The 18,859-nt window shown below is 70.5% G+C and carries 11 protein-coding genes and 1 pseudogene; 4 read left to right on the top strand and 8 right to left on the bottom strand.

Features of this window, described 5'->3' with window-relative positions:
• Position 1 precedes the first annotated feature (1 nt).
• Positions 2-1,428: pseudogene (locus ACQPZW_RS21760) on the bottom strand (endo-1,4-beta-xylanase).
• 34 nt (positions 1,429-1,462) lie between these two features.
• Entirely contained in the window at positions 1,463-3,793 is a 2,331-nt protein-coding gene (locus ACQPZW_RS21755; protein WP_433796757.1) for a beta-L-arabinofuranosidase domain-containing protein, read from the bottom strand.
• A 355-nt stretch (positions 3,794-4,148) separates the two neighbouring features.
• On the opposite strand from ACQPZW_RS21755, the gene ACQPZW_RS21750 reads away from it, so the two are divergent.
• Positions 4,149-5,465, top strand: a complete 1,317-nt coding sequence (locus ACQPZW_RS21750) for an extracellular catalytic domain type 1 short-chain-length polyhydroxyalkanoate depolymerase (RefSeq protein WP_433796756.1) — start codon at positions 4,149-4,151, stop codon at positions 5,463-5,465.
• Positions 5,466-5,484: 19 nt separating this feature from the next.
• Here the strand turns inward: ACQPZW_RS21750 and ACQPZW_RS21745 are convergent, their stop codons facing one another.
• The gene (locus ACQPZW_RS21745; protein WP_433796755.1) at positions 5,485-7,188 is read right to left on the bottom strand and encodes an amylo-alpha-1,6-glucosidase; all 1,704 of its coding nucleotides are present in this window, start codon (positions 7,186-7,188) and stop codon (positions 5,485-5,487) included.
• 313 nt (positions 7,189-7,501) lie between these two features.
• Between ACQPZW_RS21745 and ACQPZW_RS21740 the strand changes: the two genes are divergently transcribed.
• From ACQPZW_RS21740 to ACQPZW_RS21730, 3 genes are read left to right on the top strand one after another with little or no spacing between them, the layout of a single operon-like run.
• Positions 7,502-8,593 carry a LacI family DNA-binding transcriptional regulator gene (locus ACQPZW_RS21740; RefSeq protein WP_433796754.1) on the top strand — a complete coding sequence of 364 codons (1,092 nt, stop codon included), beginning with the start codon at positions 7,502-7,504 and terminating at the stop codon, positions 8,591-8,593.
• A complete protein-coding gene (locus tag ACQPZW_RS21735; RefSeq protein WP_433796753.1) occupies positions 8,590-10,407 on the top strand; it encodes an RICIN domain-containing protein in 1,818 nt (605 codons plus the stop codon). The genes ACQPZW_RS21740 and ACQPZW_RS21735 overlap by 4 nt, the downstream gene beginning before the upstream one ends.
• A 20-nt stretch (positions 10,408-10,427) precedes the next feature.
• Complete coding sequence (locus tag ACQPZW_RS21730) at positions 10,428-11,891, top strand: arabinofuranosidase catalytic domain-containing protein (protein ID WP_433796752.1); 1,464 nt, start codon at positions 10,428-10,430, stop codon at positions 11,889-11,891.
• Here ACQPZW_RS21730 and ACQPZW_RS21725 read toward each other — a convergent pair.
• From ACQPZW_RS21725 to ACQPZW_RS21705, 5 genes are all read right to left on the bottom strand, one after another.
• Positions 11,842-12,543 (bottom strand): phosphotransferase, encoded by a 702-nt coding sequence (locus ACQPZW_RS21725; protein ID WP_433796751.1) that lies wholly within the window; start codon positions 12,541-12,543, stop codon positions 11,842-11,844. The two genes, ACQPZW_RS21730 and ACQPZW_RS21725, sit on opposite strands and share 50 nt — an antisense overlap.
• A complete protein-coding gene (locus tag ACQPZW_RS21720) occupies positions 12,534-12,743 on the bottom strand; it encodes a hypothetical protein (protein ID WP_433796750.1) in 210 nt (69 codons plus the stop codon). The genes ACQPZW_RS21725 and ACQPZW_RS21720 overlap by 10 nt, the downstream gene beginning before the upstream one ends.
• Positions 12,737-13,480 carry a serine hydrolase domain-containing protein gene (locus ACQPZW_RS21715; protein WP_433796749.1) on the bottom strand — a complete coding sequence of 248 codons (744 nt, stop codon included), beginning with the start codon at positions 13,478-13,480 and terminating at the stop codon, positions 12,737-12,739. Before ACQPZW_RS21715 ends, ACQPZW_RS21720 begins: the two co-directional genes overlap by 7 nt.
• An 800-nt stretch (positions 13,481-14,280) precedes the next feature.
• Positions 14,281-17,136, bottom strand: coding sequence for a glycosyl hydrolase family 95 catalytic domain-containing protein (locus ACQPZW_RS21710; protein ID WP_433796748.1), 2,856 nt, complete (start codon positions 17,134-17,136; stop codon positions 14,281-14,283).
• A 22-nt stretch (positions 17,137-17,158) separates the two neighbouring features.
• A complete protein-coding gene (locus tag ACQPZW_RS21705; RefSeq protein ID WP_433796747.1) occupies positions 17,159-18,859 on the bottom strand; it encodes a ThuA domain-containing protein in 1,701 nt (566 codons plus the stop codon).

Here is an 18,859-nt window from a genome sequence, read left to right as displayed (position 1 = left end):
GTCAGGGACTCGTGCAGGAGACGACGACGGGCGCGGTGCCGCTGCTCCCGTTCGCCACGAACCCGAAGGCGGTCGAGGCGTTGGCACCGATCGAGCCGTTGTAGGCGGCATTGCGGACGCTGACCGTGCCACCGGTGCCGGTGTTGACGCCGTTCCAGACGTTGACCAGGCTCTGACCACTGGCCAGCGTCAGCCTCACGGTCCAGCCGTCGAGGGTGGTCGATCGGTTGTTGGCGACGGCGACCTCGCCCTGGAAGCCGCCGCCCCAGGTGCTGGTCGTGCGGTATGTCGCGGTGCACGGGGTCGACGGGTCGGTGACCGGGGGCGAGCTCGACGGCGGCACGCTCGGAGAGCTCGGCTGAGGACCGGGAGAGCTCGGCTGGGTCCCGGGCACGTTGGTGGAGGCGGCGTTGAGGGCGTTGAGCACGGAGCCGTACGCGGCCTTGGGTTGCTGTTGCGATCGAACAGCAGCGGGTTCTCGTTGCCGCGCCAGGAGTCGCTGTCGCGGATGCCCCACGTCGTGATGCCGATGCACCGCGGGACGTTCATGCAGGCCTGAGTGAGACCGGCGTACTGACTGGCCGACGCGTTGGTCACGTCCGCCTCGGTCAGGGCCACGTCGACGCCGAGCGCGGCGAAGCTGGACAGTGTGGTCTGGAAGTTGCCCGGTAGTGAGCTGCCTCCGGTGAAGTGGGTCTGCAGGCCCACGCAGTCGATCGGCACGCCGCGGGACTTGAAGTCCCGGATCATGTTGTAGACGCCCTGTGTCTTGGCGTAGGTCCAGTTCTCGATGTTGTAGTCGTTGTAGCAGAGCTTGACCGACGGGTCGGCGGCCCGCGCGGTGCGGAACGCGACCTCGATCCAGTCGTTGCCGGTGGACTGCAGGTTCGAGGAGCGGCGGCTGCCGTTCTCGGCGAAGGCCTCGTTGACGACGTCCCAGGCGGCGAGTTTGCCCCGGTAGTGGGCCATCACACCGTTGATGTGGTCGATCATCGCCTGCCGCAGGCCGCTGCCGCTGAGGCTCGACCAGAACCGCGGTTGCTGGGCGTGCCAGGCCAGGGTGTGCCCGCGGACCCGCATGCCGCGCTGGACCGCCCAGTCGTAGATCGCGTCACCGGCCCGGAAGTCGAACTGGCCGCGGTTGGGCTCGGTCGCGTCGGGTTTCATCTCGTTGACGGCGGTCATCATGTCGAACTCGCGGTTCGCGATCGTGAGGAAACCGGAGTCGCTGAGACGGTCGCGGCCCATGGCGGCGCCGAAGTACCGCCCGCTGCGCTCGGCGGCCGCCTTCAGTGTGGTCCCGGGTGGACCGGTGGGCTCGGCGTGCGCCAGGGTCGCCACGGCCACCGAGGTGATCACGGTCGCCACGGCGAGGGCTCCGGCGAGCAGACCGGTACGGCGCCTCACGCGTACGGAATCGTCTCTCATGTCTGTGCTTCCTTCATCCCGGAGGGATCGGCCGTCAGCCGACCTGAACGAGCCGCCAGTTGTTGTCGGCGCTGCCGTTGTCGGATTCCTGGACGACCTGGGTGCCCCAGGTGCTCGAAGCGTTGAGCACCGCCAGGACCTTGCCGCTGTTGACGTTGCGGATGCGGTGGGAGCCGTCGCTGTTGGCCACCAGGGTCCACCGGTGGTCGGCGGTGCCGGTGTCGCCCCACTGCAGGACCTTGGCGTTGTCGGCGGTCGACATGTTCTCGACGCCGAGGACCTTGCCGCTGTTGACGTTGCGGAACCGGACCGCGGAGCCGTCGGTGATCCGGACCCAGCGGTGGTCGGCGGTGCCGGTGTCACCCCAGACCACGGCGAGGCCACCGTCGGCGGTGGACATGTTCTGCACACCGAGCACCAGGCCGGTGCCGACATTCATGAGTTTGAACGTGGGATCGGTGCCGGCGCCGGTTCCGGTGGCGTTCCAGTAGACGACGTAGTTGAATCCCTGGGCGTCGTGGAAGGGACCGATGTTCACCGCGGTGCCGTTCGCGGTCGCCGAGAACGCAAGGCTGCCGGTACCGGTACGGGTGATCGACGAGACCGTCAGCGACGGCGCCGCGGACAGGGCCGTGTTGCCGTAGTTGCCGCAGAGCACCGCGGGGCCGTACGTGATGGCCTGCAGGTTGGCGTTGTCGGGCGCCGCGCTCATGATCACGCGCATCGGCAGGCGCAGTGTCACGGTGTCACCGGCCGCCCAGGTCCGGGTGACCGTCGCATAGCCGCCCGGTGTCGCGGTGACGTCCTGCACGGCGCCGTTGACGCTGATCACCGCGTTGGTGGTCCAGGACGGGATGCGCAGCCGGAGACTCCACGAGCCGCTCATCGAGCCGGACAGCGTCAGCGTGGTGGTGTCGCTGACCGGATAGGTGGTGGCCTGGGTGACCGTGATGCCGCGCTGAGCCCAGGTCAGCACCGACGGCACGTACAGGTTCACCGTGAGCGTGGTTCCGTTGTGGAAGTAGATCGAGTCCATCAGCTTCGTGTTGGTCTCGATGCCGGTGCCCTGGCAGCACCAGAAGCTGTTGTAGTCGGTCGACCAGGTGCCCCCGCCCCAGGCCGGCCCGACGCCCCGGCGCCCACCCGGCCGCAGCGGCGTGAAGTAGGTGATGTGGCCGTGACTGTCGGCCGGGTTCTGCGCGCCGATCAGATGGTTGAGCAGGGCACGCTCGTAGTAGTCGAAGTAGTCGCTCCGGTTCGGGTCCAGCAGCCACAACTCGCGGGTCAACTTCAGCATGTTGTACGTGTTGCAGTGCTCGCAGGTGTCGTTGCCGAGGTACCCGGCGATCGCGTTCGGCGGCCGGAAGTGCTCGGCCTGGCTGTTGCCGCCGATGACGTAGGTGTGCGACCCGGTGATCATGTTCCACGAGTTGCCGGCGATGTCGCGGTAGCGGGTGGTCCCGGTGGCCTTGTACTCCCGCGCGGCCCCGATCAGCTTCGGGATCGTGGTGTTGGCGTGCTTGCCGTTGAGCTGGTCCTGGCCGGCGGCCAGCGGGTCGAAGACCGACGCGTGGTCGAAGCGTTTCGCCGTGGTCAGCCATCGCGCGTCGCCGGTCTGCTGGTAGAGGTCGGTGAGCACCTCGTTCATCCCGCCGAACTCGGTGTTCAGAACGGCCTGCATCTGCGAGTGGCTCAGCCGTCCGGTGCGCCAGTCGACCCACCCGGCAAGGCTCACCAGGACGTCGCGGGCCTGGGTGTTACCGGTGTACCGCCACACGTCGAGCAGGCCGGCGAGGGTCTTGTGGATGCAGTAGTAGGAGACGGAGACGGCCCGGCCCGCTTCCAGGGCGGTGAAGTCGGCCTCCGGGAATCCCGACAGGTAACCGGCGGTGAATCCGGCGGCGGCGTTGTTGGCCTGGCACTTGGCAAGCTCGGCGACCATCTGGTTCGCCTTGTCGCGGCAGGTGGTGTCGCCCAGTACGGCGTACGCCTGGGCCCAGGCGGTCAGGAAATGACCCTGCATGTGACTGCGGAACGGGAAGCTGGGCGCGTCCCATCCGCCGTTGGCGGTGGCGCCGTTCGTGGACAGCCGATGGTTGGCCCGGAATACGTACATCAGGCGGTTCACGTCGACGAATCGCAGGTAGTTCAGCGTGCGGGTCTGGTTGTCCATGAACCGCCCGGCCGTGAGCCGGACCTGACCGAGCTCGAACGGATGGGCCGACACACCGATGTCGGTCCGGACGGGTGGGACGACCGCCGCGGCGGCGGGTCCGGGCCGCAGGACGGCGGCGCCACCGGCGGCCGTGGCCGCACCGAGACCGGCGGCTTGCAGCAGGTGACGACGGCTCAGGGAGGACGACATGGGGGAACTCCAGCGCAGGGGGATGAGGGGGCCGGCCGGCTCACACGTCGACGAGCGGCGCGACGTCAGCGCAGTGGGGATCGTGGGACGGGCCGGCGAGGCCGCCCCAGCTGCATATGACGTATGACCTTTGCTGGGCCGACGTTAAGGCGGTGTTTCCGCCATGTCAAGCGAAGGCGGTCAATTGAAGAATCACGAGATTCAGGCAATGTGATACCGGAAAAACTGTGACGGCGGCAGCCCTCGAATAGTCGCGTTGACATTGAGCAATGCAAATCACATGCTGGCCGTGTCGACCATAGGACAGGACGGCGCCTGCCGGGCCGTGGACGACTCCCGAGACCGGAGCGAGCTCATGAGAATCAGGATCACGTTGCTGCTCGCCACGCTGGCGACGGCGGTGGCCATGGTCGCTACCACGATCGTGAGTCCGGCCCCGGCGTCGGCCGCCGCCCTCGTCCCGGTGACGAACTTCGGCGCCAACCCGACCAACCTGCAGATGCACCTCTACGTGCCAGATCGCGTCGCGGCACGGCCGGCCCTGCTCCTGGCTCTGCACTACTGCACCGGTAGCGGACCGGCGCTGCACACGGGTTACCCGCTCAGCTCCCTGGCCGACCGATACGGCTACATCGTGATCTACCCGTCGGTGACCCGCAGCAGCAAGTGCTGGGACGTCTCCTCCCCGCAGGCGCTGCGGCGCGACGGCGGCAGCGATCCGGTCGGTCTCAAATCCATGATCGACTACGTACGTCAGCGGTACCCGGTCGACCAGGGACGGATCACCGCCGCCGGCTTCTCGTCCGGCGCCATGATGACCAACGTCATGCTCGGCCTCTATCCGGACGTCTTCGCGGCCGGCGTCAGCTCCTCGGGCGTCCCGTTCGGCTGCTTCGCCACCACCAACGGCTCGGAGTGGAACAGCGAGTGCTCGGGCGGGCGCATCAACAGGACACCCCAGCAGTGGGGTGATCTGGTGCGCAACGCCTACCCCGGCTACAGCGGACGGCGGCCGCGGATACAGATCTGGCACGGCACCACCGACACCACCTTGAGCTACGTCAACTTCGGCGAGCAGATCAAGCAGTGGACCAACCTGCACGGTGTGTCCTCGACGCCCGTCCTCACCGACTCCCCGCAGGCGAGCGCCACCCGGACCCGCTACGGCAGCAGCGGCGGCACGCCCCCGGTCGAGGCGATCAGCTTCCAGGGGTACGGCCATTCGATCCCCTTCGACGGGGCACAGGCCGTTCGCTTCCTCGGCCTCGACACGACCGGCCCGACCTCGCCCGGTCCCAGCTCGCCCGGCCCCAGCTCGCCCGGTCCCAGCTCGCCGGGCCCCAGCTCACCCGGTCCCAGCTCATCCCCCTCCGGCTCCGCTGGATGCGCGGCGTCGGTGACGGTGAACTCGTGGACCGGTGGATTCGTGGCGACGGTACGGGTGACCGCCGGCCCCGTCGGCACCACCGGCTGGAGCGTGGCGCTGACCCTCCCGAGCGGCGCCCGGGTGACGAGCACCTGGAACGCCACGGCCGGTGGCGCCTCGGGCGCGGTCCGGTTCACCAACGTCGCCCACAACGGCCGGCTCGGTGCCGGTCAGGCCGCCGAGTTCGGGTTCCAGGGCGAGGGCAGCGCCTCCGGCATGACCCCGGCGTGCACCTCCGTGACGTGACGTGACGCGGGGCCGCGGGTCACCGGCGGCGCTGGTGATCCGCGGCCAGGACGAGGTAGACGGCGGCGGTCCAGGTGTAGGCCCGGTCACGGAGACCGGCTCCGGTGCCGGCGTCGAAGTTCTCGGCGAAGCCCGAGGTCTCGCAGAGCGCCCGGAACCGGCTGCTGACGTCGTCGGCCAGGTCGTCGTGCCCGGCCCGTCGCAGGCCGTCCTCGATCAGCAGGGTGACCGGTGCCCAGATCGGGCCACGCCAGTAGCCGTCGCTGGTGTACCGGGGCGAGTCGAGGGGCTCAGTGGCCAGCCCGTACGGCGTGAGGTGCGCCTTGAGACCGGCGGCCAGCGCCGTGCGGACCTCGTCGGGAAGGTCGGCGCCGAGGCAGACGGGCATGAGCGCGAGCAGGCTGGTACTGCTCGTGGTCACGCCCGTCTCCGGGTCACGGGCCAGGAAGCGGCTGCCGTCCCACAACGTACCCAGCAGGGCCGTGTGCAGTTGATCGGCGGTCGCCGCCCACGTGCCGGCCGCCTGCTCGTCGCCGAGCTCGGTGGCGAGGGCGGCCACCTCCCGCAGTTGCATGACCAGGAAAGCGGTGAGATCGGCGGTCTCCAGCACGCGCCCGGCGTCGAAGACGGTGGCGTTGTCCCAGCCGCTGTCGTTGCCGTGCTGGTAATGCGGGAGCGGCTGCCCCGGGGCACGGCGCTGAGTGAGCCAGAACGTGGTCCAGTCGCTCAGCCGCCGGTAGGTCTCGGTCAACTGGTCCCGGCTCAGCGGCTCGGGCAGCCGCTCCCGCAGGCGACGCAACGCCCAGCCGTGGATCGGTGGTTTGACGAAGTTGCAGAGCACCTCCGAATGGGCCACCGAGTCCGGGAGCGCCCCCGTCGCGTCCTGGTGATCGAACGGGATGGTGAACTGGTCCCAGGCGAGCCCGGGATCGCCCTCGGCGAGCGCGAGCGCGGTGAAGCAGTGGTCCCAGCTCCACACCTTGTCCATCCAGTGCTTGGACATCAGCACGGCCGGGCGGCGCAGGAAGCCACCCGGCGCCACGGTGGCGGACCACAGCACATAGGTGGCGAGTTCCGCGGCCGGCGTGCCCGCGTCGCGCCAGGGCGCGATCGCCTGGAGGTAGCTCTGGAAGGCTTCGGCGGTGCCGCGGGACACCTCCTCGAACGACGCCGCCGCACGGTACGGGTCGCGGCTGGTCTCGTACTCCTCGACGACCAGCTCCCAGGCCGATCCGCCGGGCAGCTCGAGATGCCGGTCGCCGGAGCCGAGCAGGCCGGTGCCGGCCGGCGCCTGCGGAGTCCCGGCGAGGACGGTGATCCGGTAACGACGGCCGGTCTCGTAGGAGGTGAACACCAACGACCCGTCACGCGGGTCCCGGTAGAGGTAGGTGCCGGAGAACGGTGTCAGGCTCGTCGCCGCGGCCCCGATGCGCATGCCCAGGCCGGTGCCGCGGAGACGGACCGTGTCAGCGGTCTCGTAGACGACTTCGACGCCGCCGGCCCGATGCTCCCACCGCAGCGTCTCCGGTCGCGCCGTCACCCGGGTCACGGCGCGGGCATCGGCGTGGCGGGGCTCGAAGCGCAGAATCGCGTGCATGCCCCGCTGGTGCGAGACCAGATGCAGGTCGTCGGCGTAGGTCCCCTCCGCCACGACCGGGGAGATGTCGAACCACGATCCCGGGTAGCTGAACGGGATCTCCTGCACGGAGAAGGGTGTGGTCACGGGGCAACACCTTTCGTCGGGTCCGGAGCGGTCCTCGACGGCCCGCCCGTGTGCGGAGGCGTGCACCGGGAATCGAATCGATTCGACCACTCGGTTCGCCAAAATCTAGGCCCGCCGCCGCCTGGTGGTCAACGCTCCACCCCGGCAGTATTGCCGCGTGGTGAAACATCCCGGTGACCGCTTCGACGCACTATTGACATCCATGAATCGCACTGCCTAGCCTCGGCCTCGAACCGATTCGACGCCCTGGCGACCCCCTCGGTCGCCCGGCAGGGCCTGCTCGCCGGTGCGGAGCCGAGGTAGGGAGGTGCTCGTGAACATCGGGGAGATCGCCCGCCGGGCCGGAGTGTCACGCAGCACGGTGTCGTATGCGCTCACCGGGCGACGGCCGGTCCGGCCGGAGACCCGGCAGCGGATCCAGGCGGTGATCGACGAGATCGGCTACCGGCCCAACGCCGCCGCCCGCGCACTGAAGGAGGGCCGCACCCGCACCCTGGGACTGGTCATCCCGCCGGCCAGCACGCGGCTGACCGACATGCAGCTCGGCTTCGTCGCCAGCGTCGTCGAGGCCGCCGCGCGAGCCGACCTGGACGTGCTGCTCTCCCCGTCGGGTGGCGACCACGACCGGTCGTTCGAGCGGCTGATCTCCGGCAACCGGGTCGACGGAGTCATCCTCATGGAGATCAGGCTCGAAGACGAACGTGTCATCCGGCTGCAACGCGAACGGCTTCCCTTCGTCACCATCGGTCACACCGCCCACCCACACGGCACCTGCTGGGTCGACGTCGACTACGGCGCGCTGGTGGCCCGCTGTGTGCACCACCTCGCCGATCTCGGGCACCGCAGCATCGCCCTGCTGAACCGTTCCGCCGAACTGATCGCCGCCGGGTACGGCCCGGCGCACCGCGCTCAGGCGGCCTTCGCCGAGGCGGTCCTGCAGCGGGGCCTGACCGGCGTCGAGCTGCCGTGCGCCGACGACCCCGCCGCCGGCGAGGAGTGGTTCGAGCAACTCCTCGACCTGCACCCCGGGGTCACCGCCATCACCACGATCAACGAGGCGGCCCTGCCCGGCCTGCAGCGCGGCATCGAGCGGCGCAACGTCGCCGTCCCGCGCCAGATGTCGATCGCCGGAGTCGCCGCCCGGCACTGGGCCGAGGGCTTCCGCCCGCAGCTCACCGCAGCCGACGTCCCCACCCTCGAAATGGGCGCGCACGCCGTCGGCCTGCTCCTCGAACGCATCGCCGCGCCCACCGCACCGCCGCGCCACCTGCTGCTCACACCCCCATCTCGTTGCGCGACAGCACCGGACCCGCCCGTACCGGCTGAACCGCCCCTTTCCCCCGGGAGAGCCACCGGCTCCTCCCGCGGCTCCTGCTGCCCTCTCCCCCGACCGGAGGCACCGTGAGACCCGCATCCCGCACCCGTGCCCGCCTCGGCCGCCTGCTGGCCGGCGCGCTCGTCACCCTCGGCCTGCTCACCGCCGCCTCACCGGCACGCGCGGACGACCAGAGCATCAGCGTCGACTTCGCCGCCGCCACGACCGCGCCCACCCACCGGGCGTCCGGCTGGATCTACGGCATGACCGAGAACGGCGCCGCGCCACCGGACCACTTCTTCACCGACGTCGGATACCGGGCCATGCGGGCCGGGGGCGCCCAGCTGGCCGGCAGCGGCTGGGTCGGCGGGGGATACGACCGCCGGTGGAACGCCACCCGCGCGCAGATGCTGCGCACCAGGGCTCTCGGTGGCACGTTCGTCCTGCTGCCCCACGACCTGTGGGGTGCCGACGGGGCGCCCATCTCCCGGTTCCCCGGCGACAACGGCTCCTGGACCGACTACGACGCCTTCCTCACCCGGGTGATCGCCGACGTGAAGGCCACCGGGGTCCCGGTGCAGTGGGACATCTGGAACGAGCCCAACATCACCCTGTTCTGGAACCGCACCCAGGCGCAGTACCTCGAGCTCTGGCGGCGGACCTATCAGCGGCTGCGGGCCGACATGCCGGGCACCCTGATCGTCGGCCCGAGCCTGGCCGGCGTACCCACCACCACCGGCGCCTGGTGGAACCAGTACCTCGACCACGTCAAGGCCACCGCCACGGTGCCGGACATCGTCAGCTGGCACGCCCTGCCCAGCGACCCGGTTGCCAACGTCGCCGCGGCGAACACGACACTCGACTCCCGCGGCATCGCGCACCCCAGGCCGTATCAGATCAACGAGTACGGCGCCTCCGACGAGCAGAACCCCGGCGACGGCGCCTGGTACATCGCCCGGCTCGAACGCGCCGGCGCCGACGGCCTGCGCGCCAACTGGGCCAGCGGCGGCAACCTGCACAACGACCTCGGCAACCTGCTCACCCACGACTCGGCCGGGCAGTACCGGCCCAAGGGCGAATGGTGGGTCTACCGCTTCTACGCCGGGCAGACCGGCACCGGCGTGTCCACCACGGCGTCCGCGGGCTACGACGCCTACGCCACCAGGAGCAGCGGAAACGCCAAGGTCCTCGTCGGCGGGGGCCGCACCACCGGCACCGTCACCGTCAACCTGCGCAACCTCGGCAGCACCAGCGGCGTCGTCGTCGGCAACCAGGTCCGTGTGCGGGTGCAGCGCATCCCGTACAACAGTGGCGGTGCGGTGCCCGGCCCGGTCACCGTCCAGGACCGGGTCGTCACCCTCACCGGCGACGCCACGGCGGTCACCATCGCCAACAGCACGATCAACGACGCGTACACCATCACGGTGCTGCCGCCCACCGACACGAGCTTCCCGACCGTCGCCGTGGCCCAGCACAGCGGGCAGTGCCTCGACAACAGCGACCTGCGCACCACCGACGGCAACCGGCAGCAGCAGTACCTCTGCGAGGGCGGCGACCAGCAGCAGTGGGTCTTCCGCCCGGTGGCCGGGGTCGCCGACACGTACACGGTCGTCAACCAGCAGAGCGGCAAGTGCCTCGACGTCAGCGGGGTGTCCACCGCCGACGGCGCCGCCGTGCACCAGTGGACCTGCGGCAGCGGCCAGAACCAGCAGTTCACCCTGCGCCGGGTCACCTACGCGGGCAACGATCCGCACGACTACCAACTCGTCGCCAGACACAGCGGCAAGTGCGTCGACGTCAGCGGGGTCTCCACCGCCGCGCGGGCGCTCATCCACCAGTGGCCCTGCAACCCGGCCACGCAGGCGAGCCCGCTCAACCAGACCTGGCGACTGCTCGGCCGATGATCCCCTCCGGAGGAAGACCCATGACCGGTAGAACGCGCCGCGGACTCGTCGTCACCGCGGTCCTGACTCTCCTGTTCACCGGCGGCGCCGTCAGCGCCGCCGAGGCCGCCACCGTCGGCACGCCCACCCGCATCGTCGGCGGCCAGTCGGGCCGCTGCATCGACATCCCGGGCTCCGGCACCACCAACGGCCTGCAGGCCCAGCTGTACGACTGCTCGGGTGCCACCGGCCAGTCGTGGACGTACACCAGCGGCAGGCAACTGACGGTGTACGGCACCAAGTGCCTGGACGCCTCCGGCCGGGGCACTATGAACGGCACCGCGGCCGTCATCTGGGACTGCAACGGCCAGTCCAACCAGCAGTGGAACGTCAACGACAACGGCACCATCACGGGGGTGCAGTCGGGCCTGTGTCTCGACGCCAGTGGAGCGGCCACCACCAACGGGACCAGGATTCACCTGTGGGCCTGCAACGGCCAGGCCAACCAGCAGTGGGCGCAGGTCACACCGGGCGGCGGCACCGGAGGGCGGCCCTGTGACATCTACGCCGCCGGCGGCACACCCTGCGTGGCGGCGCACAGCACCGTACGGGCCCTCTACAGCTCGTACCGCGGCAACCTCTACCAGGTCCGGCGCAGCTCCGACAACAGCACCCGCAACATCGGCGCCCTCACCGGCGGTACGGCCGACGCCGCGAGCCAGGACGCGTTCTGCGCCGGCACCACCTGCGTCACCACCGTCCTCTACGACCAGTCCGGACGCGGCAACGACCTGTGGTACCAGGGCTCGACCGTCGTGCCCGGATCACCACAGAGCAGGCCCGCCGTCGCGACGACCGAGTCACTGACCGTCGGCGGCGCGAAGGCGTACTCGCTCTACATCAATCCGGGCAACAGCTACTGGCGCGACGGGCACCTGACCGGAGTGCCGACCGGAAGCGCACCCCAGGGCGTGTACATGGTCACCAGCGGCACGCACGTCAACAGCGGCTGCTGCTTCGACTACGGCAACAGCGAGACCACGCGCAAAGCCGACGCCGCCGGAGCCATGGACGCCATCTACTTCGGCACCAGTTGCTGGTTCGGTGGCTGCTCGGGATCCGGGCCCTGGGTGCAGGCCGATCTGGAGTGGGGCCTGTTCCCCGGCGGCAGCAGCACCTGGAACCCCAACCAGCGCGCCTTCACGAGCAGGTTCGTCACCGCCACGCTGAAGAACAACGGGACCTCACGGTTCGCCCTCAAGGGCAGCAACGCCCAGAGCGGCGGCCTGTTCACGCTCTGGGACGGCTCGCTGCCGGCGGGCTACAGCCCGATGAGGAAACAGGGCGCCATCGTGCTCGGTAGCGGCGGTGACTGCTGCAAACCCGACGGCGGCGCCAACCAGAGCGCCGGCACGTTCTACGAGGGTGCCATCGTCGCCGGCTACCCCACGGACGCTACCGAGAACGCGGTGCAGGCCGACATCGTCGCGGCGGGTTACCGCTGAACCCCGCAACGGCGAGCCCGAACCGTCCGTGTCGGCGGCCTTCCGCGGCGGCGTGCCACCAGGTCACCGGGGCCGGCCGCCCGACCCGGATCCTCGACGGCGGTCGCTGAGCAGGTCCTCCAGCTGCGGCAGCCGGTTGGACGTCCCGGTGGGTCAGGACGACGGGGCCCGGGCGCTCGCAGGTGTCGACGAAGTCAGCGATCGCGAACGTCCCGGCCCGGGAGGTGAGCTCGCCGGCCCACGGCTGCCGGGTGGCCGTCGCCCGGGCGGCGAGCTCGCGCCAGTCCCGTGGTGCCGGGTCCTCGGCCGGGCCGGGCGGCCACGCGACGTCGAGGGTGTGCAGGCGGGCGAGGATCTCCCCCACCTGGAACGCGTACGCCGGCGACACCGGCGCTTCGGGCACCTTCTCGCCGCCGGCCCACCGGTGCACCAGCAGGCCGGAGCCGGCCGAGATCGGCTCCGGCATCGGGATGCTCGCCGCGAAGGCCGCCCGCTCGAACCGGAACACGTCCTCGGCGCGATAGCCGGCGCGGCTCATCTGCTTCCCCGCGAACGACCCCCGGTCGGTGTCGAGCCGGTACATCCGGTTGGCGTACCCACCGTGAACCCGGACCATCGGGCCGGCCGGCGTGCCGAGGTGCGTCAGGTCCACTCCGCGTCACCCAGCGCGATGAGGGCCCGTAGCGTGTCCCGGCAGTCCTCGGCATCGGTCATCACCGCGGCCGCCGTCCCGGACGCCGGCCACACGAACGAGAAACAGCTGAACCCGGTGTTCTGCCCGGTGTGCCCGTAGCACCCGGCACCGAGCTCGACACCGAGGCCGAACCCGCCCGGCACCTGCGCCGTCACCATCTGCCCGGCCAGATCCCCGGCAGCAGCGGTGACTCACCGGCGACGGCACGGGCGATCTCCAGCTCCAGTCGCACCAGATCCGCCGGGGTGCTCCACAGCCCCGCGCCGGCCCGCTCCGGCTGGGTGTGCCAGCCACCCGGCACCGGCACACCACCGCGGCGCCCGTGCGCGACACGCTGCCGATGCGCATGCGGGAACGCCTGGTCATAGCTGCTGTCCACCATGCCCACCGGCGAGAGCACGAGCAGATCCATCAGCTCGTCGAACGGCGTCCCGGTCACATCGTCGAGCAGCTTCTCCAGAACGGCATAGTGGCTGCCCGAATAGCGAAACACCGCTCCAGGCGCCAGCTCCCGGCGAACGGCAGGCGTGTTCGCCGGCGGCTCACCCCGCAAAACCTGATCCAGCGAGGGTACGGGTGAACCGGCGGCGTATCCGGGAAACCAGTTCTCGGTCAGCCCCGCGGTATGCGACAGCAGCTGGCGTACGGTGACCGTCCCCTCCCCCGGCAGCCGCCAGCCGCGCAGATGGTCGTTGACGTCGTCGTCGAGGCCGAGCACCGAGTCGGCGACGAGCCGCAGCACCCCGAACGCGGCGACATGCTTGCTGATCGAGCACGCCGGAAACAGCAGGTCGTCCCCGTCGGTCCACAGGTCCCCGCCGATCCGACCGACCGCGATCGCGGCACGCGCGATCCGGCTGTCGCCCGCAACGAGCTCCCGCCAGCCCTCTCGCATGCTCACACCCTGCCCGTACCCACCGGCAAATCTCCAGGCTAGAGAGCTTTCGGAATCAGGGTCTGCGCCGGCGTCGACTGGCCATAGCTCAGCCAGGTCATGACGTCGCCGCAAGCCCGTTCACGCCGCGGTTCACGGACTGGTCGCCGAGACGTCCGCTGCCCTCGGCCCGGGGGACTCGTCACCAGGACGTCTCCGGCCCATTGCCCCGAAGGGCTGGTCGCCGAGACGTCCGCTGCCTTTGCCCGGGGACTCGTCACCAGGACGTTCCCTGCCTTCGCCGAGACCTTCGCCGAGGACGAGGACGAGGACGAGGACAGGCGCACACGAACACCGATCGTGCGACCCCAGCGACGCCCCCACGACCACCAGCGCACACGAAACCCCGATCGTGGGCTCTCACCAACGCCAGGGCGACGACCAGCGCACACGCAACCGCTACGTATGCGCCCATCACCGCCGGCGACCACGGAGAGGAGCGACTACACGGACTACCGACACGCGGGGCCGGGTCGCCGACGCTGGTACGGACTACCGACACGCGGGGGCCGGGTCGCCGACGCTGGTACGGACTACGGGCACGCGTGGGCCGGGTCGTCGACGCCGGTGTCGCGCCGCGGTCGCACCCGAGCAGCGGTTCGGGTGGGCACAAGGCCCATCGCCGGAGCCGTCCGGTGCACCCGGTAGGGGAACCCGGGCTCGGCCACCGACCGCAGACGGCGGCGACAACACCCGAACCCGCCAGGTAGACCGGCCGGGGGCGGCGGTGACCTGGCACAGACCCTGACCTCGGAGGCTCCCTAGCTGCGCTGGAGTTGGAAACGCTGGTTGGCGCCGGTGCCGGGCGTCCACTGGGAGATGCGGGCGCCGTCGGCGGTGGCGGCCTGCCACACGTCCATGGCGAGTCCGCTCTGGCGGTTGATCAGGACGACGATGCCGCCGCCCCGGTCCTCCACCCGCCACTGCTGGCCGGCGGCGTCGACGTCGGGCTGCTGGGTGATGTCGGTGCCGGTGCCGTTTCCGGCCACCTGCAGCACCAGGCCGCTGTGCCGGGCCCGGATCCGGTAGTAGCCCGCGCCGGAGCTCAGGAAGTCGAACTGCTGGTTGGCGGCGCTGCCGATCTGCCACTGGATCAGTTGCGCGCCGGCGGCGGTCGACGCGCCGTTGATGTCGGCGGCCTTCCCGCTGTGCTGTGCCACCAGCCGGTAGTGGACGCCGGTCTCCACCGGCCCTGACGCGGTGGCCGAGGCGCGGTAGGTGTGGCCCGCCTGGCCCGCGAACTCGACGACGTCGGCCTCCGGTCGTGCCGGTTGCACCGCGACACCGGTCGTGTCGTCGCGCAACTCGAAGGCGCCGGTGAAGATCCGGTTGCGGACCCGGACCGTACCGGCGCGATCCGGTGTGACGACGAGTTCGATCCGGGTGGTGCTCCACGAGGCGCCGACGGTGTATCCGCCGCGTCCGCGCAGGCCGGTGACGCTGCCGGCCGGCCAGGCGGACGGCAGCGCGGGCAGTACGTGCAGCTCGCCGTTGTGGCTGTGCAACAGCATCTCGGCGATCCCCGAGGTGGCACCGAAGTTGCCGTCGATCTGGAACGGCGGGTGCAGGTCGAACAGGTTCGGCGCGAGCCGGTCGGTGCGGATCAGGTCGCGGAGGAGTTTGTGGGCGCGGGCGCCGTCCTCCAGCCGCGCCCAGAAATTGATCTTCCAGGCGAGTGACCAGCCGGTCCCGTCGTCGCCGCGCAGTTCCAGCGTCTGGCGGGCGGCCTGGTACAGCTGGGGCGTGCCCCGCCGGGTGATCTGGTTGCTCGGGTGCAGGCCGTACAAGTGGGAGACGTGCCGGTGGGTGCGCTCGGTCTCCACCCAGTCGGCGAGCCACTCCTGGATGTTGCCGCGCGAGCCGACCCTGGTCGGAGCCAGCCGGTCGCGGGCCGCCAGGACGCGGGTACGCAAGGCGGTGTCCACGCCGAGGACCTCACCGGCGCGGGCGACGCCGTTGAACAGGTCGCGCAGGATCTGGTTGTCCATGGTCGGGCCGGCGCACACGCTGGCGTTCGCGTGGTGCGGCAACTCCGGGGAGTCGGAGGGGTTGGTGACCAGGTACCCGAGCGACGGGTGGGTCACCAGCGAGTCGAGGAAGAACTGTGCGGCGCCCTTCATCGCGGGATAGCCGGCGCGCAGGAGATCGACGTCGCCGGTGAACAGGTAGTGGTCCCAGATCATCGTGGCGAGCCAGGCGCCGCCGGTCTGCCACATGCCCCACAGTGCGCCGTCGACGACGGACGACCCGCGCCAGGCGTCGGTGTTGTGGTGGGTCACCCAGCCGCCGGCCCCGTACTGCACGGTGGCGGTGCGGGCCCCGGTCACCGTCAGGTCCTCGATCATGTCGAAGACGGGCAGGAGGCATTCGGCGAGGTTGGTGGTGTCGGCCGGCCAGTAGTTCATCGGCAGGTTCGCGTTGACGGTGTACTTGGAGTCCCAGGACGGGGCCATCTCCTGGTTCCAGATGCCCTGCAGGTTCGCCGGCTGGGTGCCCGGCCGGGAGGAGGCGATCAGCAGGTACCGGCCGTACTGGAACAGCAGTGCCGACAACTGCGGGTCGTTGACGCCCGCGTGCTGGGCGATCCGCACGTCGGTGGTCTGTTCGGCGGCCGGGGTGCGCCCGAGATCGATCGTGACCCGATTGAAGAGCGCCTGGTGGTCGGCCACGTGCCGGGCTCGGAGCTGGTCGAACCCGGCGGTCCGGGCGGCGGCCAGGTGACGTCGCGCGATGCCCTGGTAGTCGCCGTTGACCGTGCGGTAGTCGACGTAGCTGGAACCGATGGACACCAGCACGGTCACGCTCGTGGCGCCGGAGACCCGTAACGTGCCGCCGGAGCTGCTGACCGTCCCCCCGGTGACGCTCACCCCGGCCAGGGCCAGGAACCGGACCGAGCCGACGATGCCCTCCATCGTGCCGGAGACTCCGTCGAGGGCGATCGTCGCGGAGTCCGGGCTGGACACGGTCGTCCGTTGCGGGCTGGCGAACGTGGCGGTGAAGGAGATGGAACCGTCCCGGTCGGCGGTCAGCCGGGTCACCACCACCTGATCGGGGGCGCTCGCGAACACCTCGCGCTGATAGCGCACACCGTTCTGCACGTACGTGGTGGTCGCGGTGGCGGTGGTCAGGTCGAGGGCCCGCTGGTATTGCGACGCCCCGGTGGCGCTGCCGAAGGCGAGCCGGAGATCACCGACCGGCTGGTACGCCAGTTGCCCGGCCGGGCTGCCCATCATCGTCTGGTTGATCAGGTCCTGGGCAGGGATCCACTGGTCGGCGAAGACCCGTCGCCGGATCTCCGCCAGGTTGCCGGCGCCCCGCGTGTTCGCCGAGTCGTAGGGTCCGCCGGCCCACACGGTGTCCTCGTTGAGCTGCAGCCGTTCGGTGTCGACGTTGCCGAACACCATGGCGCCGAGACGTCCGTTGCCGATCGGCAGCGCCCGCAGCCAGTCCGTGCCGGCCGACTCGTCGTACCAGAGTGCCAGGTCCCCGGCGGCCTGCGCGGCCGCCGGTGGCACCGCACCGGCGCGGGCGGCCGCGGTCCACCCGCCCGGCAGCATGCCGGCTCCGGCCCCGGCCATCCCGGCCGCGAGCACTCTTCTGCGTGTCATGTCGGTCATCGGATGACTCCTCCGCGGCACGTCATGAAAGGGTCCAGCGCTGGTTGGCGCCGCCGTGGCAGCTCCAGATGATCAGTTGGGTGCCGTCGGCCGAGCCGGCGCCGTTGGCGTCCAGGCACCTACCCGACTGGGGGTTCACCAGGGAGCCGTTGGCGCCCACGGTCCAGTTCTGGCCACCGGAGCCGGTGCAGGACGACAGTTGGACCAGGGCGCCGTTCCCGGTGCCGCCGCCGGCGACGCCCATGCACTTGCCGAGCGAGCGCAGGGTGGTCCCCTCGGAGGTCCACTGCTGGTTGGTGGCGCCGGTGCAGCGCCACAGCTGGATCCTCGTGCCGTCGGCGGAGCTTCCACCGCTGACGTCGACGCACTTGCCGCCAGTGCCGGTGATCGGCCCGGTGCGGGGGCCCGTGCCCCCGGACTCCTTGATCCGGATGTTGCGGAACGACACGTCGTCGCCGGTTCCGTGGTTCTGGATGCCGATGTACCCGGAGGTCAACGACCGTACCGGATCGGTGTTGGTGAAGTCGTTGATCTTGACGCCGTTCAGGAGGACCTGCAGCCGCTCCCCCTCGACCAGCAGCTCGTAGGTGTTCCACTCACCGGGTGGGTTCAGCGCCGCGTCACGGGCGGTGATGTCGGCGGACTTGAACCCGTACACCGAGCCGGTCGTCCGGTCCGTGGTGTCGGTGGCGTCGATCTGCACCTCGTAGCCGTTGGCCAGGGCCGCGTTCGGGTCGCTGCCGGCCGGGAAGCCGATCACCACGCCGGAGTTGTCGTCGCCCGGCATCATCCAGTCGAGTTTCAGCGAGTAGGAGCGGAACTCCCTGGTGCTGTACCACAGCATGCCCGGTCCGCCGGAGGTCGTCAGTGTCGCGTTGCCGTTGGCGAACCCGCCCGGCCCCGCCTGCGACCAACCGGTGGTGGAGCCGTTGTAGAGCGTGGTGTAGCCGGTCTCCGGACGGCAGTCGGCCCTGGTGCGGCCGGCGGCGTACCGGATGCCGCCGAGCACCTGCGCCCGGAAGCCCGCCTCGGTGTAGGAGGCCTGGGTGTGGCCGCTGCCGGTGTAGAACGACCGCCCGCCCTGGAGGGTCTTGCACCAGGTGTGCGGGTGGTCGGCGCCCATCGTGCCGCCGGAGTAGGTCGACTCGTCGAGTACCGACAGGACCCGGGCCGACGAGCGCGGATTGGTCCGGAAGTTGTACCACTCGTCGGTGCGCGCCACCGTCGGCGCCAGTCCGGCGGTGGCCGCGTGTGCCCGGTTCTCCACCCGTACCGTCGCCTGCTGGATCGCGGGATGCGAGGAGAAGTAGGCCCCGACCAGTTCGCCGTAGAACGGCCAGTCGTATTCGGTGTCGGATGCCGAGTGGACACCCACGTACCCGCCACCGGCGCGGATGTAGTTCTCGAAGGCGCTCTGCTGGGTGTTGTCGAGCACGTCGCCGGTGGTGTTGAGGAAGACGACGGCCTCGAACCGGGCCAGGTTGGTGGCGTTGAACTGGCCGGAGTCCTCGGTGGCGGTCACCGTGAAGCTGTTGGCCGCCCCGAGGTCACGGATCAGCTGGATGCCGGCCGGGATGGCGTCGTGCCGGAAGCCGGCGGTCTTGGAGAACACGAGCACGTCGTACGGTGTGTCGGCGGCGCTCGCCGGGGTGCCGCCGAGGCTCGCGATGCTCAGCAGCACCGCGGCCGTGGCACCGAGAGCGGTGCGGATCAGTGATCGCAT

This window comes from Actinoplanes sp. CA-252034 (genome assembly GCF_050956125.1).
Lineage (GTDB): Bacteria > Actinomycetota > Actinomycetes > Mycobacteriales > Micromonosporaceae > Actinoplanes.
The sequence above is the reverse complement of the archived record's forward strand: the minus strand, read 5'-3'. Positions and strand labels throughout refer to the sequence as shown.

Excerpts from the sequence above, each read along its gene's own strand:
- ACQPZW_RS21750 (WP_433796756.1), top strand. The coding sequence starts at position 4,149 with ATGAGAATCAGGATCACGTTGCTGCTCGCCACGCTGGCGACGGCGGTG.
- ACQPZW_RS21715 (WP_433796749.1), bottom strand. The coding sequence starts at position 13,480 with ATGCGAGAGGGCTGGCGGGAGCTCGTTGCGGGCGACAGCCGGATCGCG.
- ACQPZW_RS21755 (WP_433796757.1), bottom strand. The coding sequence starts at position 3,793 with ATGTCGTCCTCCCTGAGCCGTCGTCACCTGCTGCAAGCCGCCGGTCTC.
- ACQPZW_RS21705 (WP_433796747.1), bottom strand. The coding sequence starts at position 18,859 with ATGCGATCACTGATCCGCACCGCTCTCGGTGCCACGGCCGCGGTGCTG.
- ACQPZW_RS21710 (WP_433796748.1), bottom strand. The coding sequence starts at position 17,136 with ATGACCGACATGACACGCAGAAGAGTGCTCGCGGCCGGGATGGCCGGG.
- ACQPZW_RS21730 (WP_433796752.1), top strand. The coding sequence starts at position 10,428 with ATGACCGGTAGAACGCGCCGCGGACTCGTCGTCACCGCGGTCCTGACT.
- ACQPZW_RS21720 (WP_433796750.1), bottom strand. The coding sequence starts at position 12,743 with ATGGTGACGGCGCAGGTGCCGGGCGGGTTCGGCCTCGGTGTCGAGCTC.